At 62.1% G+C, this 26,398-nt stretch carries 25 protein-coding genes and 2 pseudogenes; 16 read left to right on the top strand and 11 right to left on the bottom strand.

Translation table 11 applies throughout. The features are described 5' to 3' along the window. Positions 1–35: 35 nt before the first annotated feature. From tssJ to tssB, 7 genes are read right to left on the bottom strand one after another with little or no spacing between them, the layout of a single operon-like run. Positions 36–830: a type VI secretion system lipoprotein TssJ gene (gene tssJ / locus ACF8SD_RS16300; RefSeq protein ID WP_392483830.1), complete on the bottom strand. Its 795-nt coding sequence runs from the start codon at positions 828–830 to the stop codon at positions 36–38. Then, positions 827–1,381 carry an FHA domain-containing protein gene (locus ACF8SD_RS16295; RefSeq protein WP_392483831.1) on the bottom strand — a complete coding sequence of 185 codons (555 nt, stop codon included), beginning with the start codon at positions 1,379–1,381 and terminating at the stop codon, positions 827–829. The genes tssJ and ACF8SD_RS16295 overlap by 4 nt, the downstream gene beginning before the upstream one ends. Then, positions 1,378–2,394, bottom strand: a complete 1,017-nt coding sequence (gene tssG, locus ACF8SD_RS16290; RefSeq protein WP_392483832.1) for a type VI secretion system baseplate subunit TssG — start codon at positions 2,392–2,394, stop codon at positions 1,378–1,380. Before tssG ends, ACF8SD_RS16295 begins: the two co-directional genes overlap by 4 nt. Beyond that, the gene (gene tssF / locus ACF8SD_RS16285) at positions 2,358–4,124 is read right to left on the bottom strand and encodes a type VI secretion system baseplate subunit TssF (protein WP_392483833.1); all 1,767 of its coding nucleotides are present in this window, start codon (positions 4,122–4,124) and stop codon (positions 2,358–2,360) included. Before tssF ends, tssG begins: the two co-directional genes overlap by 37 nt. A gap of 3 nt (positions 4,125–4,127) precedes the next feature. Beyond that, positions 4,128–4,538, bottom strand: a complete 411-nt coding sequence (gene tssE, locus ACF8SD_RS16280; RefSeq protein ID WP_392483835.1) for a type VI secretion system baseplate subunit TssE — start codon at positions 4,536–4,538, stop codon at positions 4,128–4,130. Then, positions 4,535–6,025 (bottom strand): type VI secretion system contractile sheath large subunit, encoded by a 1,491-nt coding sequence (gene tssC, locus ACF8SD_RS16275; protein ID WP_392483849.1) that lies wholly within the window; start codon positions 6,023–6,025, stop codon positions 4,535–4,537. The genes tssE and tssC overlap by 4 nt, the downstream gene beginning before the upstream one ends. A gap of 16 nt (positions 6,026–6,041) precedes the next feature. Continuing rightward, positions 6,042–6,545 (bottom strand): type VI secretion system contractile sheath small subunit, encoded by a 504-nt coding sequence (gene tssB / locus ACF8SD_RS16270; RefSeq protein ID WP_392483836.1) that lies wholly within the window; start codon positions 6,543–6,545, stop codon positions 6,042–6,044. Positions 6,546–6,914: 369 nt separating this feature from the next. Between tssB and vasI the strand changes: the two genes are divergently transcribed. From vasI to ACF8SD_RS16225, 9 genes are all read left to right on the top strand, one after another. Further along, positions 6,915–7,496, top strand: a complete 582-nt coding sequence (gene vasI, locus ACF8SD_RS16265; RefSeq protein WP_173890291.1) for a type VI secretion system-associated protein VasI — start codon at positions 6,915–6,917, stop codon at positions 7,494–7,496. Next, positions 7,484–8,935 carry a type VI secretion system protein TssA gene (gene tssA, locus ACF8SD_RS16260; RefSeq protein WP_392483837.1) on the top strand — a complete coding sequence of 484 codons (1,452 nt, stop codon included), beginning with the start codon at positions 7,484–7,486 and terminating at the stop codon, positions 8,933–8,935. Before vasI ends, tssA begins: the two co-directional genes overlap by 13 nt. Positions 8,936–8,943: 8 nt before the next feature. Further along, positions 8,944–12,531: a type VI secretion system membrane subunit TssM gene (gene tssM / locus ACF8SD_RS16255; protein ID WP_392483838.1), complete on the top strand. Its 3,588-nt coding sequence runs from the start codon at positions 8,944–8,946 to the stop codon at positions 12,529–12,531. 228 nt (positions 12,532–12,759) lie between these two features. After that, positions 12,760–13,338, top strand: a complete 579-nt coding sequence (locus ACF8SD_RS16250) for an N-acetyltransferase (RefSeq protein WP_173890285.1) — start codon at positions 12,760–12,762, stop codon at positions 13,336–13,338. A 73-nt stretch (positions 13,339–13,411) separates the two neighbouring features. Next, a complete protein-coding gene (locus tag ACF8SD_RS16245; protein WP_009686353.1) occupies positions 13,412–14,134 on the top strand; it encodes a TenA family transcriptional regulator in 723 nt (240 codons plus the stop codon). Positions 14,135–14,156: 22 nt separating this feature from the next. Beyond that, complete coding sequence (locus ACF8SD_RS16240; RefSeq protein WP_173890284.1) at positions 14,157–15,386, top strand: MFS transporter; 1,230 nt, start codon at positions 14,157–14,159, stop codon at positions 15,384–15,386. Positions 15,387–15,431: 45 nt separating this feature from the next. After that, a complete protein-coding gene (locus ACF8SD_RS16235) occupies positions 15,432–16,682 on the top strand; it encodes an aminotransferase class V-fold PLP-dependent enzyme (RefSeq protein WP_173890282.1) in 1,251 nt (416 codons plus the stop codon). Continuing rightward, a complete protein-coding gene (locus tag ACF8SD_RS16230; protein ID WP_392483839.1) occupies positions 16,675–16,902 on the top strand; it encodes a hypothetical protein in 228 nt (75 codons plus the stop codon). Before ACF8SD_RS16235 ends, ACF8SD_RS16230 begins: the two co-directional genes overlap by 8 nt. A 66-nt stretch (positions 16,903–16,968) precedes the next feature. Further along, complete coding sequence (locus tag ACF8SD_RS16225) at positions 16,969–17,895, top strand: dienelactone hydrolase family protein (RefSeq protein ID WP_173890279.1); 927 nt, start codon at positions 16,969–16,971, stop codon at positions 17,893–17,895. 2 nt (positions 17,896–17,897) lie between these two features. Here the strand turns inward: ACF8SD_RS16225 and ACF8SD_RS16220 are convergent, their stop codons facing one another. Further along, positions 17,898–18,869 (bottom strand): GlxA family transcriptional regulator, encoded by a 972-nt coding sequence (locus ACF8SD_RS16220; RefSeq protein ID WP_173890277.1) that lies wholly within the window; start codon positions 18,867–18,869, stop codon positions 17,898–17,900. A 152-nt stretch (positions 18,870–19,021) separates the two neighbouring features. On the opposite strand from ACF8SD_RS16220, the pseudogene ACF8SD_RS16215 reads away from it, so the two are divergent. Beyond that, positions 19,022–19,480, top strand: a pseudogene (locus tag ACF8SD_RS16215) (methyl-accepting chemotaxis protein); the annotation flags it as partial. Between the two features lie 39 nt (positions 19,481–19,519). Beyond that, positions 19,520–20,218, top strand: a pseudogene (locus ACF8SD_RS16210) (methyl-accepting chemotaxis protein); the annotation flags it as partial. 221 nt (positions 20,219–20,439) lie between these two features. Here ACF8SD_RS16210 and ACF8SD_RS16205 read toward each other — a convergent pair. After that, entirely contained in the window at positions 20,440–21,132 is a 693-nt protein-coding gene (locus ACF8SD_RS16205; RefSeq protein ID WP_173890275.1) for a FadR/GntR family transcriptional regulator, read from the bottom strand. A gap of 259 nt (positions 21,133–21,391) precedes the next feature. On the opposite strand from ACF8SD_RS16205, the gene ACF8SD_RS16200 reads away from it, so the two are divergent. From ACF8SD_RS16200 to ACF8SD_RS16185, 4 genes are read left to right on the top strand one after another with little or no spacing between them, the layout of a single operon-like run. Further along, the gene (locus tag ACF8SD_RS16200) at positions 21,392–22,177 is read left to right on the top strand and encodes a transporter substrate-binding domain-containing protein (protein ID WP_009686363.1); all 786 of its coding nucleotides are present in this window, start codon (positions 21,392–21,394) and stop codon (positions 22,175–22,177) included. 23 nt (positions 22,178–22,200) lie between these two features. After that, on the top strand, positions 22,201–22,866 hold the full coding sequence (locus ACF8SD_RS16195; RefSeq protein WP_392483840.1) for an amino acid ABC transporter permease: 666 nt from the start codon (positions 22,201–22,203) through the stop codon (positions 22,864–22,866). Then, on the top strand, positions 22,867–23,514 hold the full coding sequence (locus ACF8SD_RS16190; RefSeq protein ID WP_009686365.1) for an amino acid ABC transporter permease: 648 nt from the start codon (positions 22,867–22,869) through the stop codon (positions 23,512–23,514). It abuts the gene before it with no gap. Further along, positions 23,501–24,232 carry an amino acid ABC transporter ATP-binding protein gene (locus ACF8SD_RS16185; RefSeq protein ID WP_392483841.1) on the top strand — a complete coding sequence of 244 codons (732 nt, stop codon included), beginning with the start codon at positions 23,501–23,503 and terminating at the stop codon, positions 24,230–24,232. The genes ACF8SD_RS16190 and ACF8SD_RS16185 overlap by 14 nt, the downstream gene beginning before the upstream one ends. A 58-nt stretch (positions 24,233–24,290) precedes the next feature. Here ACF8SD_RS16185 and ACF8SD_RS16180 read toward each other — a convergent pair whose 3' ends face one another. Together ACF8SD_RS16180 and ACF8SD_RS16175 are read right to left on the bottom strand one after the other, a co-directional pair. Then, positions 24,291–24,806: a DUF4880 domain-containing protein gene (locus ACF8SD_RS16180; RefSeq protein WP_392483842.1), complete on the bottom strand. Its 516-nt coding sequence runs from the start codon at positions 24,804–24,806 to the stop codon at positions 24,291–24,293. Positions 24,807–25,239: 433 nt separating this feature from the next. Continuing rightward, a complete protein-coding gene (locus tag ACF8SD_RS16175; RefSeq protein ID WP_173890268.1) occupies positions 25,240–25,551 on the bottom strand; it encodes a DUF6124 family protein in 312 nt (103 codons plus the stop codon). 130 nt (positions 25,552–25,681) lie between these two features. Here ACF8SD_RS16175 and ACF8SD_RS16170 point away from each other — a divergent pair, with 130 nt between their 5' ends. Further along, on the top strand, positions 25,682–26,335 hold the full coding sequence (locus ACF8SD_RS16170) for a LexA family protein (protein ID WP_392483843.1): 654 nt from the start codon (positions 25,682–25,684) through the stop codon (positions 26,333–26,335). Positions 26,336–26,398: the final 63 nt, after the last annotated feature.

The following is a 26,398-nucleotide window of genomic DNA, read 5'->3' as shown; positions in this document are numbered from 1 at the left end:
GTGAGTGAGCGAGAAGGGCAGGGTTGCAGGCGCCATCAGTCTTCTTCCTTGAGCAAAACTTGCGTGTCGTTGAGCAACACCGACAGGATGATCTGGTGGCCACGCGGTGGAATGCGCAGTACCTGGCGCCAGGTGGCATCGTCCTGGTTGCGGTAATCGGCGATCACGGCAACGAAGCGGGTCTCGGGCTCGATGGCGGTAAAGGGAATGAACTTGAACTGCCCAGGGTGCAGCAGGTAATCGTCATCGCGAATGTAGGTACTGCGCAGCGCCCTGGCGGGGTCTTTGTCCAACAGCTCATAAAGGCTGTTGCGCAGCAATGAGTCGTCACGCAGTTGCAGGATCTTGATAGCCATGGGCGTAGCCACCGCTTCGGTGGCCGGCGTGGTGTTGCGCGGTAAGGTCAGCACCATGTTCGCGTCTTCGTAGCGGCCAGGTGTGCTGTGCTCGAAGGGCGAGCGAAGCGGGAGATCGGCCTCTTCCTCTGGTAACTCGACAGGCGAGGCCGCCGGGTACTGCTCCTGCAGAAACTCGAAAAGGGTGCCGACCTTCTCGGCCAAGGCGTAGGGGTCGCCCGCGCTCAAGGTGACTGCGTAGGGGCTGGGGGCCAGGCTGCTTTCTTGCTCGACCAGCACCTCCACACTGCTGGGGTTGCTGTTGAGTGTGGGGCTGGCGTTGATGCTGAAAGCAATTTCGGTAGGGTGATCCTTGGTCGGCCCTACGGGTATCGAAGGGTTCAGCGCCACCTGGCCCATTTTGCTCAGGGCGGTGCACCCCGTGAGCCCGATCAGTGTTGCCAGAAGCCCGGCCACCAGTGAATGACGCGTCATGGGCGTTCTCCTGCAACCAGGCGGTCCAGCGGGTTCTGCGCCGTGGCTTGCGTCACCGCGTCCAGTGCTGCCAAGGGATCGTTGCCTATACCTGGGGCGAATATCGAGCAAATCTCTGCGACCGGGGCCGCCGTGGGCTGGGCAAGCCAACGCTCTGCTGGGGCATCCTGGATGAATTGGTCGAGCACCCGTGAGTCGGGGTTGAATAACGTCTCCAGCGAACGGGCATCCGCTGGGGAGAGTTGGACCAACAGCCGATAAGCGCCGACCCGAAGCCGGTCGCCCTCAAGCAGCCGCCTGGCTGATCGCGTGCCCAGGCTGCCCAAGTTGTCGTTCAGGTAGGTGCGCCCGCAGCGGTCGATGACGCAGAAGCTGCCTTCCAGCCAGCGGATCTCGCAGTGGATCGGTGCCACGCTGTGTTCACCGTCATTGACCAGCCACGCGGCCCCCACGCTGCCGATGGTGCCGCCTACGCGATCGAATGTGTGCCGGGCCGTGACGTTGTGCTGCAACTGGTCGAGGTTGGTAATGTTCAAGGTCAATGTGCTCATGAGCGCCCCCGAAAGCGCACCACGGGGCTGATCTGGCCATGGCAGTCATCGGTGAAGCTGGTCCAGCCCAGGTGGGCGCCTTGGCTCGGGTGCAGGCAGAAGGGCGACAGCGCGTTCTGCTGCAGCCGCAATTCCAGGTCGTAGGCCAACCCATCGCGCAGCAGGAAGTCGATCAAGGCGCGCAAGCGATTGAAGTTGATGCCGCTGGGCAGCAAGCCACGCAGCTGGGTTTGGTCCAGCTCGCTGATCACGATGGTGAACTTGCTGCTGCGCGTTCGCGTGCGGCTGCCGACCAGAAACGAAGTGCCCAGCTCGCCGTTGCTGCAGCCAAGGCTTACCAGTTGCCGGGCTGTCGTAGGCACCGAGCGGGTCTCGAACTCCCTTATATGCACCTGTTTCAGGTCGAAGCAGTGGGCGATGATGCCCGCGACGGTGCCCGGTGCGCGGCTGCGGCTGGCGATGACACCGGCGAAGCTGAGCAGGCGGCTCCAGGGCAAAGGCGTGTCGCCGCGCAGTTGTTTGTCATTCAACCCCAGCAGGGCGAAGATGTACTGGGAGAAGCCATCGCTGGCACCTGGCTGGAAGCGAATGTAGTAGCGGTACTTGCGCCACACGCGGTGCAGCAGGCTGAGCAGGTAGTGGTTGAAGAAGTCGAAAAAGGCCGGCCGCACACCGATACCCTGCGCATGCTCGTAGGCCACCTGCTCCAGGTAGTAGGCAGGCAAGGGTGAGTCAGTGCCATGCAGGCCCATGAAGGTGGCGCACACGCGGTAGCGGTCTTCTGCCCCGGGCATGCGTTCGGCTTTATACACGTCGGAAACCGGAAAGGTCAGCCGTGGGTCACAGGCCAGCCGCACGCGCAGCCGGGTGGCCTGGTCCGGCCAGCGCGGTTCCAGGTCATCCCCGTGCAAGCCGTGCAGACGCTCCAGCAACTGGTAGAAGTTGTACTGGTGTGCCTCGGCGAGCAGCCTGTTGGCTAGATCAGCGGTTGTTTGCCGGTCTGGATGGGCCATGTGTAGTGCTCGTTGTTGGTGATGTTGATCACTTCCAGTTGATGGAAGGAATTGATGCTGGCGTACAGGGCGAAGAAGTGCGCGAGCACGCAGCCGAACAGGTACAGGTCGCCTTCACACAGGAAGGCGGCCTGGTCCAGCTTCAGCCGTGTGCGCAGCCCGCGAATGGGCTGGCCCTTGATCAGCCAATCCAAAGGCTCGGTCTGAACATCGCGAATACCTTCCAGGCGCTTGTGAGTGGTGCGCGTCTGCTGCAGGTCGTGCAAGGCCACGAAGTCATAGGCACGGATCACCGCCTTCAGCGGCTCGGCAGACAGCAGCGAGAGGTAGTTGAGCGACATGTTGGAAACCAGCGCCCACTGCAACTGGCCATCCAGCACTGGCCGGTAGGGGCGGGTGGGTTTGCAGATGTTGGTGTAGGTGGTCAGCGCTGGCGTGGCTTCGCAAACCACATCGATGTCGTCGACGCCCAACGCCAGGGGCAGATCGCGGTTGGTGCAGGTCAGATCGATGGACGCCGTTTCCAGCTCACCGGTGTAGGCGTTGGCATCGGCACGCACGAAGGCGATGCGGTGCGTGACGCCCTCACCGCGCAAGGACTCCTCGAGGGTGTAGCGGTAGTACAACGCCGTGCGCCCTTGAGCATGCTCGATTTCATGGGCGAACGATTCGAACGGGCGGAACGTGCGTAGGTGTTCGCCGTTGCTGCCGTCTGTCGTGGTGCGGGTGCTGACCACCTTGTCGACACTGAAAATCTCATACGCATGCCGCTCTTTCCCTCTGGGGGTCAGCTCGGCAGGGGCCTGCCGGTTGGAGAGGTCGATAGGTTCGGCGCTGTGGCTGAACAGGTTGACCGCCGGCGTGCAGAACAGGCGCAAATCCGCCATGCCGATACGCAACGAGGCAGGTAGCTGGCGGGTGAAGTGAAGTTCGATGCTCACCTGCCGAGTCGCTTGATCGGGCCAGACTTTCTGCAGTGCGCCAATGCGGAAGAAGTGGAAGCGCTTCGCGAACACGAAGTATTCCTGCAGGATCCGATAGCCGTCGAAGACGTTCTGCGGGTACGGCAGCAGCCCTTCATTCGCGCTGAAGCCCGGAAAAATGATGCTGCTGGCCGGCAACCGGCGCACCTGGCCATTGATCGTTACCGCCACATGCTTGAGGTATTGAGCGAGCCACAGGTAGAGCGTGCGGGCTGTTTTGTCATCACCGCTCAAGTGAAAATCCAGGCTGTCGCAGCCGAGCGTGTTCAAGGGGCGCTCGACCAAGGTGCGCAGTTCGATGCGTGCTACCGAACTGTCGAGCGTCTGGGTAGCGCTGACCGATTCGATCTCGAACGGGTGGATGTCCACGGCCGTGCACGTGCGAAATTCACAAGGCACGCCATCCACAGGCCTGGAGAACAACGGTGAGCCCTTGGGAATGCGGTGTGATTGGCTGAGCGCTTGCTTGAGTGGCGTGAACTGAATGATCGTGGCGCTCGGCAGGGGCCGCAGGTAATTGGGCCACAGCAACTGCAGCATGGGGTGCGTCAGCTCTGGCAGGTCATCCTCCAGCTTGAGGCGCAACTTGGCGGTGAGGAAGGCAAAAGCCTCCATCAGCCGTTCAACGTCCGGGTCGCTGCCACCTTTGCCCAGCAGCCGGGCAAGTTGTGGGTTGTCGGTAGCGAAGTCGTTGCCCAGTTCATGCAGGTAACGCAACTCTTCGCTGAATCGATCCTTGAGTGACATCGGTCACCTCACTCGGGTATGGCGGCTATGGCCGTTGACCAGCAGCTCCAGTTGCAGCTGCTCGTGGTGGTTGTTGACCTGCACCTGGCAGTCCAGCCTGAAATGCAGCTCCAGCGGGGCGTGACACGCGGGCATGGCCTTGAGCGCGCGCACGTGCACGCGCGGCTCGAAGCGCTGAATGGTGCGGCGTATGTCGGCACTCACTTGTTTCAACAGGTCGCCACTGCTTGTGGCATGCCCGTTGAAGTCATGCAGGCCCAGTTCAGGGCTGCTTTGTGAGCAGCCCTGACGTGCATTGAGTAGCGTTTCCAGGTGGCGCTTGATGGCGGCAATCTTTTCGGCAGCATTTTCTTGCCGGGAAGGCGTGCGGGTTGCAGACGGGTCCGTCACCAAGCGATTGAAAAACCCACTCATTCGCTATCAAGCCGGCCGACCAGCGAGATTTCGAAGTTTGCGCCCATGTATTTGAAGTGCGGGCGCACGGCGAGCGAGACCTGGTACCAGCCCGGATCCCCGGCAACGTCTGAAACCACGACCTTTGCGGCCCGCAATGGGCGACGGCTGCGCACATCGGCCGAAGGGTTCTCCTGGTCGGCGACGTACTGCCTGATCCATTTGTTCAGCTCGGCCTCAAGATCGCGGCGTTCCTTCCAGCTGCCGATCTGCTCGCGTTGCAGCACCTTGATGTAATGGGCCAGGCGATTGACGATGAACAAGTAGGGCAGTTGCGTGCCGAGCTTGTAGTTGGTTTGTGCCTGCAGGCCTTCCGGCGTCTTGGGGAACTGCTTCGGTTTCTGGACTGAATTGGCCGAGAAGAACGCGGCGTTGTCGCTGTCCTTGCGCATGGTCAAGGCGATGAAGCCTTCTTCGGCCAGCTCGAATTCCTTGCGGTCGGATATCAGCACCTCGGTTGGTATTTTCGCCTGCAACTGCCCCAGCGCCTCATACAGATGCACGGGCAGGTCCTCGACGGCGCCACCGGACTGCGGGCCAATGATGTTCGGGCACCACCGGTAGCGGGCAAAGCTGTCGTTGATGCAGCTGGCCAGCAGGAAAGCGGAGTTGCCCCACAGGTAGTTGTCGTGTCGGCCGTCGATGTTTTCTTCGTAGTTGAAGGTTTTGATCGGCTGTTCCTGCGGGTGGTAGGCCGAGCGGAGCATGAAACGCGGCCCGGTCAGTGCAACGTGCCGAGCGTCTTCGCTTTCGCGGAAGGCGCGCCACTTGGCATGCCGTGGGCCTGCGAAGATGTCTTTGATCTCTTTCAGGTTGGGCAGCTCTTCAAAGCTGCTCAAATTGAAGAAATCCGGTGAGGGGGCGGCAAGGAAGGGGGCGTGCGCCATGGCACCGACAGACGCCATGTAACTCAACAGTTTGATGTCTGCAGCAGCGGGGCCGAAAGGGTAGTTACCCAACATGGCCGCCACCGGCTCACCACCGAATTGCCCATACCCTGCGGTGTAAACGTGTTTGTACATACCGCTGCACGTTATATCGGCCGCATTCTCAAAGTCATCGAGCAGGTCTGCTTTGCTGACATGCAATACTTCAAGCTTGATGTTTTCGCGGAAGTCTGTGCGGTCGACCAGCAGTTTGAGGCTGCGCCATGAAGATTCAAGTTCCTGGAATGCCGGTTGATGGAGGATGGTATCCATCTGCTGGCTGAGCACCCGGTCCAGCTCTGCAATCATCTGGTCGACGCGGTGTTTGTTGATGAGTTGATCTGGATCATTGCTTTTGAGTATTTCGGCAATAAAGGCCGATACACCTTGGCGAGCAACTTGATAGCCCTCTTGTGCGGGCACCAGTTTGGTTTCGGCCATGATCTGGTCGAGCAACGTGGCGTTGCTCAATGTTTCGCCCGACCGTTCAGCGGCGAGGGAAGTGTTGGTTGACTTTGCCATGGGACGCTCCGTTGTCTCAGTCTTCTTTTGGCGCTTCAAGCACCAGGTTCAACTCTTCGGCCAGTTGCTTGCGGGCCTGCTCGTTGCTCAGCAGGTTTTGCAGTTGCTTGCGGAACGCGGGCACGTTGCCCAGCGGGCCTTTCAGGGCCACCAGTGCTTCGCGAAGCTCCAATAGCTTGCTCAGCTCCGGTACCTGGCGAGCGATACCGTCTGGTGCGAAGTCATTGAGCGACCTGAACTGCAGGCGGACTGCCAGCTCCGCATCGGCAGCCGTGGTGAGCATGGAGGGCACCGACATGGCCAGGCGGACGTCGGCGTCATTCAACACATTGTTGAAGGTGTGTTTATCGATGCGCATGACCGTTCGGTCTTCCAGCGCGCGGGCGTCATCCAGGCCGAAATCGCCCATCACCAGCATCTTGTGCGGCAGCTCTACTTCGGCCTGTTCATCACCTGTGGCGGGCACGTATCGGATGTTGATTCGTTCTTTGGGTGCAACCGATCCTGTGGGCTTTGCCATCGCAGAATCTCTCCTTGGTTTGTGTGGGAAGTCCCTGATAGTTGTTCATGAGTTCTGATTTAGTTTGTAGGAAATTTCCTTCAGACTTGATTACGATATAAATAAGAGCGGGGTAGTCATTGCCGCTTGCGTAAAAACCTTGCGCCTGAAATTGTTATTCGGTCGAGGGTCAAAGTGTAAAAAAATATTTGTTTGTATTCGCGATTTTTTATGAGCTAGGCTCTTGCCGTTCGCGGGTCGGAGTGCCCGTGAATGCGTTTAAGTATCAGCGGAGCTGATGCAGGGCAGATGTACTATCGAGAGGGAATTTAATTGCGATGCCTGGCGAAACATACCTCTGGCGCAGGTCTTTTTCTGATAATCAACTGCATGCCACTGCCAGTGCATGCCGATCAAAATTGCTCGCGCATCGTATCCAACGTTGAGCGCCTGGCCTGTTTCGATCAATCCGCCGGAACACCTGCGCACCGCGTGGTCGCGCAGTGGTCGGCACCGGAGCAGGACTCACCCACGGTGCGTCGTGTGCTGGCCTATGAAACAGGCCGAAAGGCCGACGACTTGACGTTCCGGCTCACGCGTGAAAACGAGGGGCTGACGATCTCTGCACCCGCAATCGCTTCGGCTGCACCGCACCCCTACCTGGTAATCAGCTGTTTGCAGAACATCTCCCGGTTGCAACTGATCGCCGCACACCCCGTGGATGCCAGCCGGCTAACGGTGCGCTTGCAGGGGGAGCACGGCGCCACCGCCGCGACGCCCTGGCAGGTAACGGAGAACGGTCAGGTGCTCGATGCCGGCCGCGGCCTGCCCGGAATCGAGCAGATCAGGCAGCTGATCGGGGCCCGGCGCATCCAGGTGCACAGCGAAAACCCTGCCGTTGGCGGGTTGGTCTTCGACGCTCAGGGGCTCGACCCGCTTATCGGCGAGGTGCGCAAGGCATGTCGCTGGTAGCCGAGGTCAATGCACAGGAAATCGCCCGGTTGCTCACAGCCATCGACGCGCAGGCACCGGCCGGCCTGTTCGATGTGGAGGATGAAACCTACCAGGCCATCGACCAGGAAATGGTCAAGCTGGGTGGTCTGCAGGAGGCCACTATCGATTGGGTCTACATCGAGGAAGCGTCGCGCCAGTACCTGGGGCAGCAGTGCAAGCATCTGCGCATCGTGGCGCACCTGGGTGCCGCATGGCTTCGCAGTGCGTGTTGGGAACGCTGGGCGCTCACGTTGACCTTGCTGGCCGGCATGGTCGAGCGCTATTGGGAGACGGCTTATCCCAAGCCAGGGCCCAAGGGTTACCTGGGTAAGCGCAAGCTGGTTGGCTTGGTGCTCAACCGTTTGAACGAGGCCCTGCCGCACCTAGACCGCTTCACCTATAGCCCTGCGCATGCGGCCGGGGCGCAACAGGCCCTGCTGCGGCTGCAACAGCTGCAAGCCGTGGCCCTGCTGGACGACGCCATGCTCGAAGATGTGGCGCGACGGCTACGCAAGCACTCGGAACTGGCGAGTGGCGCAGGCGAGCCTGTTGCGGCCAGGGCTTCGGCGCCCGTCATCAAGCCCGCGCCACTGGCCGAAGTCATCGCCACACCCATGCCCCGCGTGTCCCTGGGCAACGAGCGTGAATCACGAAGGGCGGTACTGAGCATGGCTGAGCTGATCAACCAGCAGGACCCTTACGATCCAACGGGTTATCAGTTGCGTCGGTTCGGGTTGTGGGCTCACATCCAGGCCGCGCCTCAAGCGGGGCAAGGTCACCGCACCGAGCTGATGGCGGTGCCGCTGGAGATCGCCAGCGATTATGAAGAGGCCATTGCCAGCAGCGCGTTCGACGCAGCGTTGCTGCAGCGGATCGAAAAAAGCGTGTCGGCTTGCCCCTTCTGGATACGCGGCAGCTTCCTTGCGGCCACCGCCGCCACCCGGTTGGCAATGGCTGAGGTGGCTGAAGCCATCCGCGCAGCGACTGCCCGGTTCGTACAGCGTATCCCCGCCCTGCAGCAGTTGTGCTTCAGCGACGGCACGGCGTTTCTGGACGACCAGTGCCTGGCCTGGCTCAAAGGCGCAGGCCAGCAACCGCAAGCTGAAACGGCGCAAGAATTCGTGGGCCTGCGCGAAGAACTTGTCAGCCAGCTGGAAAGCGGTGGGGTAGAGCCGGTTTTGCTCAGGCTCCAGGCCATGCAGGCAGATATTCGCGCGCCGCGTGAGCGCTGCCACACCACCGTGATCGCGGCCGATCTGCTGGCCGCGCGCGGCGTCTCGTGGCTGGCCCAGGACCTGTGCGCCAGCGTTGCCCGAACCATGCAGCAAACCATGGCCAGTGCCTGGGAACCGGAGGTGTTCAAACGCCTGCAACAGCATGCCGCGCCTGATGCGTTGGCCGACCAGAACAAGGACTAGGACCCGCCATGAATCAACGATGGACGCTATTGAAACGTTGGCTTTTGCCCCTGGCCACTCGAGTCGGCCTGGCCATGCCTGTGCTGCTCGTGCTGGGGAGCGTGCTGATGCTGGTCGCCATCTGGTGGCTTGGCCCTCAGTGGGCATGGCGCGAACAGCATCCGCTGGCCAGCATCGCGCACCGCAGTCTAGCCAGCCTGGTGCTTGTGCTGGTGCCGCTGCTGTGCTGGCTGTTGGTGCTGCGCAGGCGCTACGTGCGCCTTCAGGCAGAGCGCAACGAGGCGGCGGCCGCAGAGCTGGACAGCGTGTTGCCGTTGCTTCGGGCGCAGGAAAATGCCTTGGACCAAGGGCTGGCGCGATTGCTTGGCAGTGCCGGAGGGCGGCGTGCCCTGTACCGATTGCCCTGGTACCTGGTGATAGGCGACCAGCATGCGGGCAAGTCCAGTTTCATTGACCGTACGGAGCAAAGCTTTTCCCTGACCCGGATCGACACGGTGCAGGCGCGGGGTACACAGGCGCAGGCCCTGGCCTTCCCGATAGGCTGGTGGGTCAGCAACGAGGCGGTGATCATCGATCCGCCCGGGGCCTTTATCAGGCAGGACTCGCCGGTAGGCTCGCTCGCCGGGGCGCCAGGTGCCCCGCAAGTGCCACCGGCTACACCCGCCAGGCTCTGGCAGCACCTGCTGGGGTGGCTCGTACGCAATCGCAGCCAGCGGGCACTCAATGGCATGGTGCTGGTCGTGGACCTGCCTGCGTTATTGCAGGGTACGCCCGAGCAGCGTGTTGCCTTGGCCTACAGGCTGCGCACGCGGCTGTACGAAGTCAGCACCCAGTTGGGCTCGCGCCTGCCGTTGTATGTGGTACTGAGCAAATTCGACCTGCTGGACGGCTTTGACCAGCTCTATGCGGGCCTCCCCGTCGACCTGCGGGAAAACATGCTGGGCTTCACCTTCAAGCTCGATACGGTCGGCACCTTCGATGCCTGGCTGGAGGAGTATGGCGATCATTACCAGCAGTTGCTCAGCCGGCTGTTCGAGCAGGTGGTGGATCGACTCGATACCTTGGCCAGTGCGCCGCAGCGCGCGCGGCTGTTCTCGTTGCATGCCCAGTTGATCGGCTTGCGCCCGATACTGCTGGGTTTCCTGAAAGAAACGCTGGCGAGTGACCGCTACACCACACCCGCCCTGGTGCGGGGGGTGTACTGGTCTTCGGTCATTCAGCAAGGTGACGTGCTCAATGCCTTCGTGCGCGAGTCAGCCCAGCCCTACAACACAGCGCTTCCGTTGCTGGAGGGCAAGGCGCAAGGCAAAGCGTTTTCCTACTTCATCCAGCACGCGTTCGGGCGTGTCATCTACAAGGAGGCGGGGCTTGCCGGAGACAACATCAAGGTAGCGCGCAGCAAGCGCCAGTTGTTATGGGTCGGCTCGGGTGTAGGCGTACTGGCTTTCTGTGTTGCCATAGCCAGCTGGCAGCGCTTTTTCGACATCAATGGCGCCAAGGCCGCCAACGTGCTGGCCAAAAGCCGGGAGTACAGCCACCACCAGGTGGATCAGCGGCTGGACCCGACCGGGCGCAACCTGCTGGAGCCGCTGGACCAGATCCGCGATGCGGTTTCGGTGTTTGGCGACTACCGCGCCGCCTGGCCGGGTATCTCCGATCTAGGCCTCTACCAGGGGCGTATCATTGGCCCGCGTGTCGATGAGGCCTACCTCAGCTTGCTCTCCAGGCGATTCCTGCCGGCCTTGGCCAGTGGCGTGATCGACGCCATGGATGCCGCTACGCCAGGCAGTGAGCGGCAAATGGCTGCCCTGCGGGTTTACCGTATGCTGGAAGACCGCCAGAACCGGCGGCCTGAGTGGGTCGAGACGTGGATGGCCCGCCAGTGGCAGCAACAGTTTCCTGGCCAAGGGCAGCTGCAGCGCGACCTCATGCGCCACCTGAAGTACGCCTTGGCCTATGCCGACACCGAGTTGCCGCAGTACCGCCAGCGTATCGCCATGGTGCAGGCGGCGTTGCGCAAGGTGCCGTTACCGGAGCGGGTATATGCCGGCCTCAAGCAGCAGGCTCAGGAACACCTGCTCACGGGCCTGGATTTGCGTCAGCAGGTCGGCCCCGCGTTCGACGTGGTTTTCCAGCGCTCGGCTGGGGCCAGCGGCGAGGATGTGCGACTAGCGCCGATACACACCGCCAAGGGTTTCAAGGAGTACTTCGAGCCCCACAGCCAAGGCTTCGCCGACATGGCGATGATCGACCAGTGGGCGCTGGGTGAGCGCAGCCAGCTCGAGTACTCGGACGCTGACCGGGCGGTGTTGAACGAGCGTCTGCGCAACCTGTACAGCGCCGATTACATCAACAGCTGGCGGCGTGCATTGAATGCCGTTTCGGTGGCGGATTTTCACGACCTCGAACACGGCGTAATGGTCCTGCAGCAGCTGACCGGGCCCGCGGCGCCGTGGCATCGGCTGCTGGCTACGGTGAACGCCAACACTTCGCTGTCATCGGCTGAGGTACTCGACACGGGCAGCGCCAGCGACACGCTCATGCCCACAGGCAGCGAGCCCGAACGCCAGCAGGCCTGGGCCATCCAGCGGGCTTTTGCGGGGCTGAACGGGATGCTGCATGCAACGCAAGACAAGCCAAGCTACTACGATGAAGTGCTGGCGGCCATGGTGGCCGTGCACGATTACGCCAAGGCCGTGCAGGGCAGCCCAGACCGGGGTAAGGCCGCCCTGCAAGCGGTGCAGCAGCGTTTTGCGATGACCGGCCCGGACCCGATCGGCACCTTGCAACGGGTGGCCACCGGTTTGCCTGAACCGCTCAATCACCACGCCAGGAAAGTGGCCGATGAAACCGCCCGCGTGCTGCACATCGAAGCCCTGCGCGAGCTGGAGCGGCGCTGGGACACCGAGGTCTACAGCTTCTTCCAGCAGCGCCTTGCCGGGCGTTACCCTTTCGTGGCCAGGGCGCCGGATGCGTCGCTGGATGACTTCGAGGCGTTCTTCGGGCCGCAGGGGCGGTTGCAGCGCTTCAGTGATCAATACCTGAGGGCGTTCCTGCACGACAACCTCGAGGCGCTGCGCGCCGGCCCGCAAGGGCAGTCGCTGATTCGCAGCGATGTGATCGAGCAGCTGGCGCTGGCCAACCGCATTCGCGAAACCTTCTTCGACCAGCGTGGCAACCTAAGCGTGCAGTTCAGCATCGAGCCGCTGGGGCTCAGCGCTAACCAGCGCACCAGCCTGCTGGACCTTGACGGCCAGCTGATTGCCTACACCCATGGCCCGCGGCAGCTCACCGGCATCATCTGGCCGAACACGCTTGGCCGGCACGTGCGCAGTAACCTGACCCTGCTCAGGCAGAACGGCAGTAGCAGCCGCCTGGAGTACCGAGGCCCCTGGTCGATGTTCCGCTTGCTCAGCCGCGGTTCGCTCAATGGGCGAACCGCAACCAGCGTGGACCTGAGCTTCAGCACCGGTGATGGCGTGATGCGCTACCGGCTCAGCGCTGAAAAAGCGTTCAACCCCATTACCCAGGAACCGTTCAAGGGCTTCCAGTTACCCCGTGGGTTGCTGCAGCAGCCGCTTGAGGCCCGGCTGTAAGGCGGGGTTCGCAGGGGCGCAGGGATCGTTTGAAAAATGCCACGGCACCGGGCGGGGGCGCGACCCTGCCCGCCGAGCAGGCGGCGCGGTGCAGCACAGCGTCTGCGCCGCGGTTCCCGGGCAGGTTGAGGGTTGTCACTATCTTTCCGTTTTCTGTCCGATTGCCTGCTTACTCCACGTTACACCTAAACGGTTAAATCCCTGCCTGAACGTACACGGGATTTCACCATGAACACTTCCCTCTCCTTGGCGCCACAAGTTTCCACCGAGGCGCAGTTGCAATGGCTACAACGGGCTGACCGTACTGTTGCATTGGACATCATGAAGCTCATCAACAGCACGGTTGAGGATGGCGGGGTGCTGGGCTACGAGCAGGCGATGTCGGTCGACCAAGGTGTCGATTTCGCCGCGGCGTTGCAGGCGCGTATCGAGGGCGGGCATACCTACGCTTTGCTCGGCCGTGCACCTGCCGGCCCGGCGTGCCTGGTCATTCTGTCCCGTAGCAGCATGCCCAACTGCCGCCACATCGCTGACCTGAGCAAAGGCGTGGTACACCCAGACTACCGGGGCTCCGGGCTGGTGGCCCGGGCCTTCGCGGAAATCGTGCGGCTGTGCCAGGCGAAGGGTATCGAACTGCTGACCCTGGACGTACGCGAAGGCACCCGTGCCCACCGCCTATGGCAACGCTTCGGGTTTCAGACCTACGGCGTGCTCGACGACTACGCGCGGGTCAACGGTGAGAAGCACCGCGGCCACTACATGGCCCAGTCAGTACAAAGCCTGGCCCAGCGACTCAACCTGAGCTGAAGCGCCCTCAATCGTTCGCCTGCGGCCATCGCCGCCAAGGGCCCCCCTTTTTCATCATTCAAGGAACGCCACCATGGCCTTGTCGACTGCCGCCTTTCGCGATCAGCTGGAGCAGAAACTGCACCACCATCTGACGCTGTCTCACCCGATCTTCGAAGCACTGCTTTCACCTGAAGGCAACAAGCCGCTGCTGCGCAAGGTTGCGCTGCAAGGTTACCAACTCACCAAGTACTTCCTGACTTATGTGGAGCACCTGTTCTTCCATTGCCCGCTGCCTGCCCACAAGCGCGCGCTGATCACCAACTGCTTCGAGGAGGAGACCGGGCGGCTCTCGCGCACCGATAACCATGTGGTGCTCATGCAGAATTTCTTGCGTGCACTGGGCATCAGCGATGCCGAGCGCGATGCCGAGCAACCGCTGCCGGCCACCTGGGAGCTGATCGACTACCGCCTGCAGGCGGTACGTGACCCGGCGCGCTACCACGTGGGGGCGGCCGCGGTGATGATCGCCAGCGAAGGGCAAAACCTCGAGACCGTTGCCGGTGATGCACGTCACGTGCTGCTCGGCCGGGCGTACGGCCTGACCGAGCACGACTTGCTGTTCTTCTCCGTGCACCAGAAGGAAGACGTTGGCCACGTCAACGAAGGCCTGGATCTGGTTTCGCAGCTGTGCACCACGGCCCAGATGCAACAAGAGGCATTGCAAGCGGTCGATCACACCTGCCAGCTGTTCTACGCGATGTACGAAAACATGTACCAGGTGTATTGCCGGGCTCCCCAGGCCGAAGCGGTGTAATACCCCGCGCAGAGGATTGGCCATGAAACAGAAATTCAGCTCAACCCTGATCGTCTCGGTGCTGGTAGTCGGCTTCGTGGTGATGTTCCTGTCCAGCGCCCTGAAAGGGCTGTATCAAGTGTACTTCGTCGACCTGGCCACGCATTTCGGTGGCGGGCGTGCAGCCTTGGCCACGGCAGGTTCTTTGTTCGTGCTGACCATTGGCCTGGTGTCGCCGGTGGTGGGTTGGCTGAGCGACCGGGTTGGGCCGCTGAGCACGGTTGCCCTGGGCAGCGTAAGTGCAGGGGTGGTGCTGCTGGGGGTGACCTTGGTCGGCAGCCAGCTGATGCTGTTCACCCTGTTGTATGGCCTGCTGGGTGCCTTCGCCCTTGCCGCCATGACTTACGTACCCATGGGCATTCTGGTCGATCGCCTGGTCGCAGAGCGTTTCAAGGCCTTCGCCTTCGCTTTCGTGACCAATGGTACGTCGATCGGCTTCATCGTGCTTTCGCCGCTGTGGATCATGCTGCAGCAGCGCGTGGGCTGGCAGCCGGTGTTCTCCTGGGTCGGCCTGATCTTCCTGGTGCCGTTGAGCCTGGCGCTGTACTGGGTGGCGCGCACCGTTGCGCTCAAGCCCGACCCGCAGGCGGCGCTGGTCAAGCACTCGGTCGCGTTTCTGTTGCGTGATTCGCGGTTCTTCGTATTGGCCCTCAGCTTCGCCAGCTGTGGGGCCACCATGGCGTTCATCGACGTGCACCTGGTGTCGTTCTGGCAGGGCGAGGGGCTGCCTAGCTCGGTACAGGCCAGCGGCCTGAGCTTGCTGGGTGTGCTGGAACTGGTCAGTGGCCTGATGGCAGGGTGGCTGGCTACCCGTTACAACAAAGGGCTGCTGCTGATGATGTTCTACCTGCTGCGTACGGCGGCGGTGATCGTCCTGCTGACCACGCCCGGGCCGCTGGGTACGTACCTGTTTGCTGTGCTGTTCGGTGCCAGTTACCTGGGTACGGTGGTGCTCACGTCAGCATTCTGCTTTGCCCTGTATGGCGCCGAAATCAAAGGCAAGGTGTTTGGCCTGCTGTTCCTCGTACACCAGCTGGGTGCGTTGCTGGCCACACAGCTCGGCGCCCTGGATTTCGACCGGCATCAAAGCTACCAGTTGACCCTGGTTGGCCTGGCGACGGCCACCGTGATGGCTGCACTGGCCTCCCTGTGGCTGGTTTCGGCACGTGTAGTCGCAGAAGCCTCGGCCCCGCCAGTGGCTGAAGCGGAATAGCCCCGATCAACTGCGCATTGTTCAATGCAAACTAGGAGATGCACCATGCAATCGTCTGCGATTGGCCTGGACGGCTTTGACGCAACTTCGGCGCTGCACAGCAATCGGGTCAGCGATTTGTCCGATGTTTTCTGCGAGCCATTGGCCATGACGTCTGCTTATACCTTTGCGTCGGCGCAAGAGGCTGCAGAACGTTTCAGCGGGCAACAGCAGGGTAATGTGTACAGCCGCTTCACCAACCCCACGGTGCAAGCCTTCGAAGGCCGCGTGGCGGCGCTCGAACAAGCGGAAGACGCGGTGGCGTTCGCTTCCGGGATGGGCGCGTTCACCGCGCTGTGCCATGGGTTCCTGCAGCAGGGTGACAACATTGTCTGCAGCCGCGATGTGTTCGGTACCACCGCCAGTGCCTTCAGCGTTTACATGGCGCGGTTCGGCATCGAGGCGCGGTTCGTCGACCTTACCGACCTGGGCCAGTGGCAGCAGGCGATCGACGACAAGACCCGCCTGGCGGTGCTGGAGTCTCCCTCCAACCCGCTGCTGAAAATTGGTGACATCCGTGCCATCAGCCTTCTGGCGCACGCCAAGGATGCGCTGGTCGTGGTGGACAACACCCTGTTGACGCCGGTGCTCCAGCGCCCGCACAGCCTGGGTGCGGACTTGGTCATCCATTCGGCGGGCAAGTACATGGACGGCCAGGGGCGTGCGCTAGCCGGTGTAGTGACCGGTTCCAAAAGCCTGATGCAGGTGTTGAGGGGCGTGTTGCGCACGTTGGGTATTTCCTGCAGCCCGTTCAATGCCTGGTTGTTGCTCAAAAGCCTGGAAACCCTGGAAATCCGCATGCTGCGCGTGCAACAGGGCGCCCTGGAGCTGGCCCAGTGGCTTGGCGAACAACCCCTGGTCAGCGCTGTGCATTACACCGGCCTGGCGCAACACCCTCAGCATGCCTTGGCGTGCAGGCAACAGGACGGCCATGGCGGCTTGCTGAGTTTCGAGATCTGCGGCGGCCAGGCAGCGGCCTGGCAATGGATCGATCAACTGCAGTGCGTGGCGCGCTGCACCAATATTGGTGATACCCGCAGCATGGTCACGCACCCGGCCAGCACCACCCATGGCCGCCTGGATGCGCAAGCGCGGCGCCACGCCGGCATTTCCGACGGGTTGATCAGGCTGTGCGTCGGCCTGGAGCGGGTGAGCGATATCAAGGCCGACCTGCAACAGGCCTTCGATGCCGTGGCCTACCAACCCACGGTACAGGCAGCGCCGGGCCGCCCCCGCAGTGTGGTGGCCAATGGCTGAACTGCTCGCTTCCGGGTTCTCCATCGGGGTGTTTGCCGTGGGCATGCAATTGCTCGCCCTGGTCGCGGTGTATGGCGCGTGCACCGTCCGGCAAGTGCGCGGTTATGCCGTGGCGTTCGGCTTGGGGTGCTGTGTGCTGATCGCAATGGTGGTGCTGGACCCGATGGCGCTTGGCCGCTGGCCCGTAGAGGGTGTGGCCGCGATGACGATGTGCGGCTGAGACGGGCGTCCGTTCTTTGTGAAACAGCAGCAATAAGAGCCCGTAGGGGCATTCAGGAGTCGTGAAATGTATAAAAAATTGGCCATCAGCCTGTTGTTGGGGTGTGCGCTGCCGTTTGCAGCGGCCCAGGCTGAGGTTGCATCCAACGCTGGCGAGACTGTGGCCAGCGTCAGCAAACGGCTGGTTTCGTTCTACAGCCAGCCCCTGCCTTCTGCCGGCAAACTGAAACCGATCAGGGTGCCAGCGGTACTGTCTATGCCGGCCAACCAAGCCGGGCCAGCACCGGCTGTGGTGATATTGCACGGCTCGGCGGGGATGGACTCACGCGGGCCGTTGCACGCGGCCGACCTCAATGCCCGCGGCATCGCCACGCTGGAACTGGACATGTGGGGCGCGCGCCGGCTGGCTGGCGGCGCACAGGGGCGGCCGCCCCGGGTTCACGATACCTTGCCGGACCTGGCGGGCGCCTTGTCTTACCTGGCCAATCAGCCAGGGGTCGATAGCGAGCGGGTAGGGGTGCTTGGGTTTTCATGGGGTGGCGCCCAGGCCATGCTCGCGGCGTCTGCGTCCATCGACGATGAGCTGCAACAGGCCTCTGGGGTACGCCCCGTAGCCTTGGCAGCATTCTATCCCGTGTGCTGGGGATACAACCGTGTGCCCGGCTATGACTTGAAGCACCTGGCGCCGGCCCGCCTGCTGGTGCTGGTCGGTGAAAAGGACCAGTACGATGATGACCCTAAGGCTTGTACCAAACTGGTTGCAAGCCTGCCTGCCGAAGACCAGGCACGGGCAAAGGTGCTGGTCTACCCCGGTGCCGAGCATGGTTTCAACGGCCTGGAAGCCGCGCAGGAATACAAGGACCCGTTCCTGCACCGTGGCCAGGGCGGCTTGGGGCGTTCGGCACCGGACCCAGCAGCCCGGGAGGCGTCGCGCAAGGCTGTGGTAGCGTTTTTCACAGACAGTTTCGCCACCCCCACCGTGAGTGGTCGCTGATACTAGGTGTTGTCCTGGGTGATCACGCTGCGAAACTGCAGTGGCGGTTGCGGCATTTCCCGCCGCCAGGCCAGGCGAAAGGCATGGCTGCTGCCGTAACCGCAACGTTCGGCGATTTGTTCCACATTCAGGCGGCTCCCGCGTAAGAGGTCACGGGCCAGGTCGATGCGTTGGGCGCGCAGGTAGTCCTGCAGGGTTTGCCCCGTGTTCTCGCGAAACAGGCGTGCCAGGTGCCGGTAGCTGACATTGAACTGGCTGGCCAGTTGTTCAAAGCTGAAACTGCTGCCCAGGTGCGTATCGATATAGTCCTGGGCCGCGTGTACCAGCGGGTGGATGTGGTTGCGTGCCAGGTCTGCCGCGCGCAGTTGCACATCTTCGCCGGCACGGCGACGGTAGATCACCAGTTCCTGGGCCACCTGGTTGGCCACGGCTTTGCCGAAGTGCAGCGACACGATATGCAAGGCCAGGTCGGTGCCGCTGGACACGCCCGCCGAGGTGAACACACCGTCGTCCTCCACGAAAAGGCGATTTTCCAGCACCCTGGCTTTTGGGTAGCGTGCCTGCAGCAATCCGACATAGCGATGATGGGTGGTGCATTCACGGCCGTTCAGCAGCCCGGCTTCGCCCAGCAGGAACGCGCCGGTGCAGATGGAACACAGTTGCACGGTTGGTGTTTGCCCCATCACGTTCGCCAGCCACTGAGCGGTTGCGGCCAAGGTCGCAGCATCGCTGGGGCTGGTAGACAGCTTGTTGCCGACCACGAACAGCAAATCTTCGGGCGAAAGCTGCTCGGGCAGGGGATGCAAGCCGCTCAAGGTCACACCTTGATAGCTGCTCATCTGTTGTCTGGCTGCGATGCAACGGACGCTGACCGGCGCCAACCGGAGCTCTTCCAGGCTGGCCATGATCTGCAACGGCCCGCCGAGGTCCAGAATGTGTGTGCCCGGGAGTAACAAGAACCAAATGGTGCGCATGACGGTATTCCTTTGATGTTCAAGCGCCTGACGTAAAGCGGCACCTCAGCAAAATAGCGTCAAAAGGCCATGCAGTGAAAGCCTGCCCCGATCGGATGCAGGCAATAGGGAAACGCCGTGAATAGCTGCTATTAATTCCGCATTCGCAACAATTGCTTCGATATTTGCATTTGATTGATTTATGTGACCCTGTCACGCTCTCGCGCTGCCTCAAATATCGCCTGAGCCCGGCCCGGTCCGCTTTATCGCCTGGACGGCGCGCCCAGCTGCCCATTCGCATTCATTTCATTGCGACCGCCTACCGGGCCTCGCTGGACACTCACCGCGCGGCGTTGATCCGCATCGACACCCTGCTCAAGGACATCCAGAAGCAGGGTGATGCATTGCTGCAGACCAGCCAGGAGCTGTACGACCAGCAGATGCAGATGCGCCAGGACGATACCCGTGATGCGGCGTGGACGCTGATCAGTTGCCTGGTGCTGGCGCTGCTGCTGGGCGGGCTGGCAGCAGTGTTGATCACGCGGCAGATCGTGCCACCCCTGCGCGAAGCGTTGGCCCGGGTGCGGCGCATTGCCGAGGGCGACCTGAGCGTCTTCGCCACGGGCTCGCGCAAAGACGAAATCGGCGAGTTGCAAGATGGCTTGCAGCACATGACCGGCAGCTTGCGACAACTGGTTGGGCATATCGGTGATGGTGCGACGCAGATCGCCAGCGCCAGCGAAGAGCTGTCGGCGATTACCCGGCAGACGCAGGCAGGCGCTACCGAGCAGATGCAGGAAACCGAGCAGGTGGCTGCGGCCATGCACGAAATGACCACCTCGGTGCAGGATGTGGCCCGCAACGCGGTCGAAACCGCGCGCTCGGTCAACCAGGCGGCGCAGGATGCTGTCAGTGGCGGCGACATCGCCAAAAGCGCGATTGCGCGCTTCGAGAACCTGTCTGCCGAGGTGGAGCTGACCAGCGCAGCGGTGAGTACACTGGCTGAAGAAAGCGGGCGCATTGGCAGCATGCTCGACGTGATCAAGGCGGTGGCCGAACAAACCAACCTGCTGGCATTGAACGCGGCGATCGAGGCCGCGCGTGCAGGCGAGGCCGGGCGTGGCTTCGCTGTAGTCGCGGACGAGGTGCGTGCCTTGGCGCAGCGCACCCAGCGCTCAACCGAAGACATCGAGCAACTGATCGCAGCCCTGCGCGCGGGCACGCTGCAAGCCGTTCAGCGCATGGAAACCAGCTGCGGCCTGACCGACGAGAGCGTGCAACTGGCCCGCGATGCAGGCATTGCGCTGGACAACATCACCCACAGCATCGGCGGCATTCAGGGCATGACCCAGCAGATCGCGGCGGCTGCCGAACAGCAGGGTGCTGTCGCCGAAGAAATCAATCGCCATGTGCTGAATGTGCGCGACATCACCGAACAGGCAGACCGCCAGCGAACAGACCAGCAAGGCCAGCCTCGAGTTGGCCGGTTTGGGCAATTCACTGCAGGGGCAGCTGCGCCGGTTTCAGCTCTGACCAGGCCTGGTAAAGCTGCGGAAAACCACGGGCTCGGCGGCTGCAAGATGGCTGGGTGTCAGGCCGCAAATACCACACCGGTACGGGCAGCCGCATTGCGGATATGCTCTTGCATGGCACGCTGTGCACCGGCCTGGTTGCCACGGGCCAGCTGGCGCAGGATCTTGCGGTGTTCTTGCCAGGTTTCCATGGCCCGCTCTGGGCGAATGAAGGGCAGTTTCTGGCTTTCCAGGAAAATGTCCTGGCTGGCGGTGATCACCTGCAGCATCGCCAGGTTGCCGCTGGCTTCCAGCAGGCGCCGATGGAAGGCGTAGTCGAGGCGGGCGGCGGCGTCGAAACGGCCGGCACGCAGCTCCTGGCGCATCGCCTCGACATTCGCCTCCAGCGCATCGATATCCGCACCGGTCAGGTACAGGGCCGCCAGGCCTGCAGCGAACCCTTCCAAGGCATAGCGCAACTGGAAGGTATCGACCGCCGATACCTGTTCGGCGTATGGCCAGGAAAACGTGGCCGCCGGGGGTGCCGAGGGCGCCTGGACGAAAACGCCCTTGCCCGGTTGCACGCTCACCACCCCCAGCGCACTCAATGACGACAGCGCTTCGCGCAGCGACGCACGGCTGATACCCAACTGCTCGGCCAGGTCGCGTTGCGAGGGTAGGGCATCGCCGGGTTGATAGTCGCCTGCCTCGATCAGCTTGCGAATGGCCTGCAAGGCTATTTCCGGAACGGCGCGGGGGAGCGTGTCGAGCATCTGTTCAGACCAGTTGGTAAGCGGTCTGCGCTTTGTAAAGGCTTTACCGGGTGTCTGGCAAGCCTCGCTCCGTGCTGGCGCAAGGGCAGGGCAGGCTGCACGAAAGCGGGGCACGGCCAGGGCTGATGGGCTGACTGTTCAGACCAGTAAGACCGCGAGCAGCCGCATGCCCAGGGCTTTTCCGGGGCCAGGCGCCAATGCTGGCACGGGCTGTGCAATTTCAGCGCTAACGACCTTCTGCATCCCCCGAGGCTTTCCCATGAAAAACATCCGCTCCCTGTTGCTGGCGACGCTGCTGTGTGGTGGCGCGCTGGGCGCTGCCCAGGCCCAGGCCGACGCCCTGGCCGACATCACCGCCCGTGGCGTGCTCAAAGTGGCCGTGCCCCAGGACTTTCCACCGTTCGGCTCGGTTGGCCCCGACCTCAAGCCCCGCGGCCTGGACATCGACACGGCGCAGTTGTTGGCGGACAAGCTGGGCGTCAAGCTGGCCCTCACGCCCGTCAACAGCACCAACCGCATTCCGTTCCTCACCACGGGCAAGGTCGACCTGGTGATCTCCAGCCTGGGCAAGAATGCCGAGCGCGAAGCCGTGATCGATTTCTCCCGCCCTTATGCGCCGTTCTACCTGGCCGTGTTCGGCCCGGAGCAGACCTCGATCAGCGACATCGGTGCCATTGCCGGCAAGACCATCAGTGTGACCCGCGGCTCGATCGAGGACATGGAACTGACAGCGGTTGCCCCCAAAGGCGCGGTCATCAAGCGGTTCGAGGACAATAACTCCACCATCGCAGCGTACCTGTCTGGCCAGGTCGAACTGATTGCCAGCGGCAGCGTGGTGATGGCTGTCATCGCCGAGAAGAACCCGGCCAAGGTGCCGGTGATGAAGGTCAAGCTCAAGGACTCGCCCGTGTACGTCGGGCTGGCCAAGCAGGAGCCTGCCTTGCTGGCCAAGGTCAATGCCACCCTCGATGCCGCCAAGGCAGACGGCAGCCTCAACCGCAATGCTGAAAAATGGTTGAAGCAACCATTGCCGGCCGACCTCTGAACTGCCTCTGGATTCGCTGACTGATGGCCTACCAATTCGATTTCGCGCCCGTGTTGGCCCAAGGCGACCTGCTGCTCAAGGGGGCGTTGTTCACCCTCCAGCTGACCGCAGTGGGCACCCTGTTCGGGGTGGCCCTGGGCGTACTTGGCGCTGTGGCGCGTGCCTGGCGGCTCAAACCGTTCGATGTGCTGTTCGGCGTGTACGTGGAGCTGATCCGTAACACGCCCTTCATCGTGCAACTGTTTTTCATCTTCTTTGGCTTGCCCGCGCTGGGGGTGCGCCTGACAGAATGGCAAGCCGCGGTGCTGGCCATGGTGATCAACCTGGGGGCTTATTCCACCGAGATCATCCGCGCCGGTATCCAGGCCATTCCCAAAGGGCAACTGGAGGCGGCGGCGGCACTGGCCATGAGACGCGCCGAGGCGTTTCGCCATGTGGTCCTGCAACCGGCGCTGGCCAAAGTCTGGCCGGCCCTGTCGAGCCAGATCGTGATCGTCATGCTGGGCTCGGCGGTTTGTTCGCAGATCGCCACCGAAGAGTTGTCGTTTGCAGCCAACTTCATTCAGTCGCGCAATTTCCGGGCGTTCGAGACTTACCTGCTGACCACGGGCCTGTACCTGATCATGGCCATGGCGGTACGCCAGGTGCTGCTGTGGTTCGGGCAGCGCTTTCTGATGGGGAGGCGATGAATGGAGTTCACCTTATGGGACATCGTCCGCAACTTGCTGGTCGGCATGCAGTGGACCCTGCTGCTGTCGCTGGTGGCGTTCATCTGCGGTGGCGTCGCCGGCCTGCTCGTGCTGCTGGCGCGCCTCTCTGACAACTTCGTGCTGCGCGGGGCCGCCAAGGGCTATATCGAGCTGTTTCAGGGCACGCCACTGCTGATGCAGTTGTTCATGGTGTTTTTCGGCATTGCCCTGTTCGGCGTCGATATTTCGGCCTGGATGGCGGCGGCCATCGCCTTGACGTTGTTCACCAGTGCCTTTCTCGCCGAAACCTGGCGCGGCTGCGTCGAGGCCATTCCACGTGGCCAATGGGAAGCCTCCGGCAGCCTGGCCATGACCCGGCTGGAGCAGATGCGTTACGTGATCCTGCCCCAGGCGCTGCGGATTGCCGTGGCACCCACCGTTGGCTTCTCGGTGCAGGTGGTCAAAGGCACGGCGGTCACTTCGATCATCGGCTTTACCGAGCTGACCAAGACCGGCGGCATGCTCGCCAACGCCACCTTCGAGCCCTTCCTGATCTACGGCTTGGTAGCCGTGGGTTATTTCATGCTCTGCTACCCGCTCTCGCTGAGCGCCCGTTACCTGGAAAGGAGGCTGCATGCCCCTGCTTAGAGTGTCTGCGTTGCACAAGTACTATGGCGACAACCACGTGCTCAAGGGCGTAGACCTGAGCATCGAAGAGGGTGAAGTGGTCGCCCTCATTGGCCGTAGCGGTTCCGGCAAAAGTACCTTTCTGCGTACGCTCAACGGCCTGGAGTCGATCAGTGACGGCGTGATCGAAGTGGATGGCGAGTACCTGGATGCCGCGCGCGCCGACCTGCGCACACTGCGGCAGAAAGTCGGCATGGTGTTCCAGCAGTTCAACCTGTTCCCGCACCTGACGGTAGGCGAGAACGTCATGCTCGCGCCGCAGGTGGTGAAGAAGACCAGCAAGGCCCAGGCCCGCCAACTGGCTGAGCAAATGCTGGCCAGGGTTGGCCTGGGCGACAAGTTCGACGCCTACCCGGACCGCCTTTCTGGCGGGCAGCAGCAACGGGTGGCTATCGCCCGCGCCCTGGCGATGTCGCCCAAGGTTTTGCTGTGCGACGAGATCACCTCGGCGCTCGACCCGGAACTGGTCAACGAAGTGCTCGGCGTTGTGCGGCAATTGGCCAAGGAAGGCATGACCTTGATCATGGTGACCCATGAAATGCGCTTTGCCCGGGAAGTGGGTGACAAGCTGGTGTTCATGCACCACGGCAAGGTTCACGAAACCGGTCACCCACGTGATGTATTCGCCGCGCCGCGTACGGCGGAGCTGGCGAATTTCATTGGCAGCGTAATGGGCTGAGGGGGCAGGCTTCAGAGGGGCTGCAGTTGGCGGGCCTGAAGTGAACCGGCAGCGGGCATCAGCTGCACCATGCCCACACCAGTAACGCCGCCAGCCCAGCCCCGACCGCCACCGAGCAGCCGCCTAGCGACAGCGCCGCCCGGCCTTGCCGGTACCAACCCTCCTGGCCAAGCTGGCGTGCCGGCCCCAGCAGGCTGCGCCAGCGTAATTCCGTTTGGTGAAACGCCTGCAAGTTCGCGGCATCTGCGTCCAGCCAGCGGCGGAAGTCGATGCGCTCGCATGCGGTCACCTGGGGGCTCTGCAAGCGCACGTACCATTGGCTGGCCACGCTTGCCAGCACATCCCGGCGCGGGCGCCCGGCCATCAGGGCCTGGTCCATGTTGCGTTCGACAGTGGCCAGTGGCATGTCTAGGCGGGTGGCAATGCTGGCGAAGTCCAGCTGGTCGAGGCGGCTCAGCAGCATCACTTGCTGCACCCGGCGTGGCAGCCGCTTCAGCGCGTGCAGCAGGGCATTGTCGGCACCAGGGCCATTGACCGCGGTGGGATGTTCGAGGGGCAGCAGCAGACGGGTCATGACCGGCTCCTTGCGCTACAAAGGGGAAGGGGGGCATCTTCCGTGATGCGTGAGCAGCGTAGGCGAAACGAGATTGATTCTCAAGTGCTGATTGCGCAAAGTTTTGTAATGAGCGTTCACGCCCTGAAACACATTTGCTACCATGCGCGCCATCACGATCTTCATTAGCCTGAAGAGCCAAAAAAAAGACCCGGCAAAAAGCCGGGTCAAAAACCGTGATTAGCCTGATGAGGAGATAATCTGAAAGCGACCTAAGCTTTCAGGTTATCCAGCAGATCTCGCGATCAGCTGAGTGCAATAATAATCGTTATCATTTGCCAGTCAAATGAATTTTCATCATCCCGGTAAAAAAGTTTTACCGGTGCGCTTCCTTGTCCCGGCAATCGGGGCCTTTGCCGTTACGCGGCCATCACGTGCTCTCCCTTCCGTTTACCTACAAACCCCGGTCTTCACGTTGCTTGTGCTCCAGCAGCGCACGTGCCATGTCCATCATGTGCATCAGCGCGAAGGTCAGCTCGCGCTGGCTGCCGTGCTGGTGCGTGGCGGTTTCCTGTGCGGTGGCCGCAGCGCAGCGCAGCAGGGCGATGGCGTGTTCCTCGGCCTGCTCGCTGGTCACGCCTTCGTGCAGGGTCCAGATCTTGTTGTCCAGCGTAGGGCGCGGCGGGTTGGGGTTGAGGTAGTAGTCGAGGGCGCGGCGGGCTGCTTCGCTGTCGAGATCTGTTTCGTCGTTTTTCGGTAGTTTCATTGCGACACCTTCTGATTTCCCTTCAAGCACACTGGAATCACAGGATAGGTCAATCTGTACTATTCTTTGTCGAATAAATAATTCAATTTGTGTATTGCTGCGGCTAATACAGTCCGTATTGTTGCCGCTCATGGAAAACTGGAACGCATTTCTCAAGCGCTATAAGCGCGAACACAACCTCAGCCAACTGAAGCTGGCCGAACGTCTGGGCATGACTCAGGGCGGCGTGGGTCATTGGTTGCGGGGCACGCGGCGGCCAACGTTGGAGACGATAAACGAGAAACTCGAGAAACTTGGGCTGGTGTTTCTGGAAGCACAAGTCATGGTTGTTGAGCGTGACATCGTTCGTGAAGCGCCTGGTCGCTATGCGGCCCAGCAGCCAGTGTCGGCCGAAGCGCTGCGCTATGCGAGCTTTCGCTTCCCGGTGCTGAGTTGGTCCGACTTGCACGGGCCTTTGCCTGAAACCAGCGAGATGCACGAGCAGACGGACTACATGCCCTCAGGTAATGCGTTCTGGCTAGTGGTTGAAAATGACTCGATGAATGCAACCAGCGGCAAGAGCGTGCCTGAAGGGATGCGTGTGCTGGTGGATACTGGCTTGCCGGCAGAGCCTGGCCGGCTGGTGATTGCGCGTCAGCCCGGGCGGCCAGCAGTGTTACGGCAGTTGGTCGAGGAGGGCGGAGACAAGATGCTCAAGCCGCTGAATACTCGATACCCAACGGTTCTGTGTGAAGACGGTTGTGAATTTCTGGGGGTGGTTGTGCGGGCGCACGGCTCCTTCTAGCTGTTTTTAGGTTGTTGTGAGGCTGGTGGGTGTAGGGCTTGGGTAGTGGGGCGCCTGTGAGAT

It is taken from the genome of Pseudomonas sp. CJQ_9 (genome assembly GCF_043106615.1).
GTDB classification, from domain to species: domain Bacteria; phylum Pseudomonadota; class Gammaproteobacteria; order Pseudomonadales; family Pseudomonadaceae; genus Aquipseudomonas; species Aquipseudomonas juntendi.
This window is presented reverse-complemented; position numbering and strand designations above follow the sequence as displayed.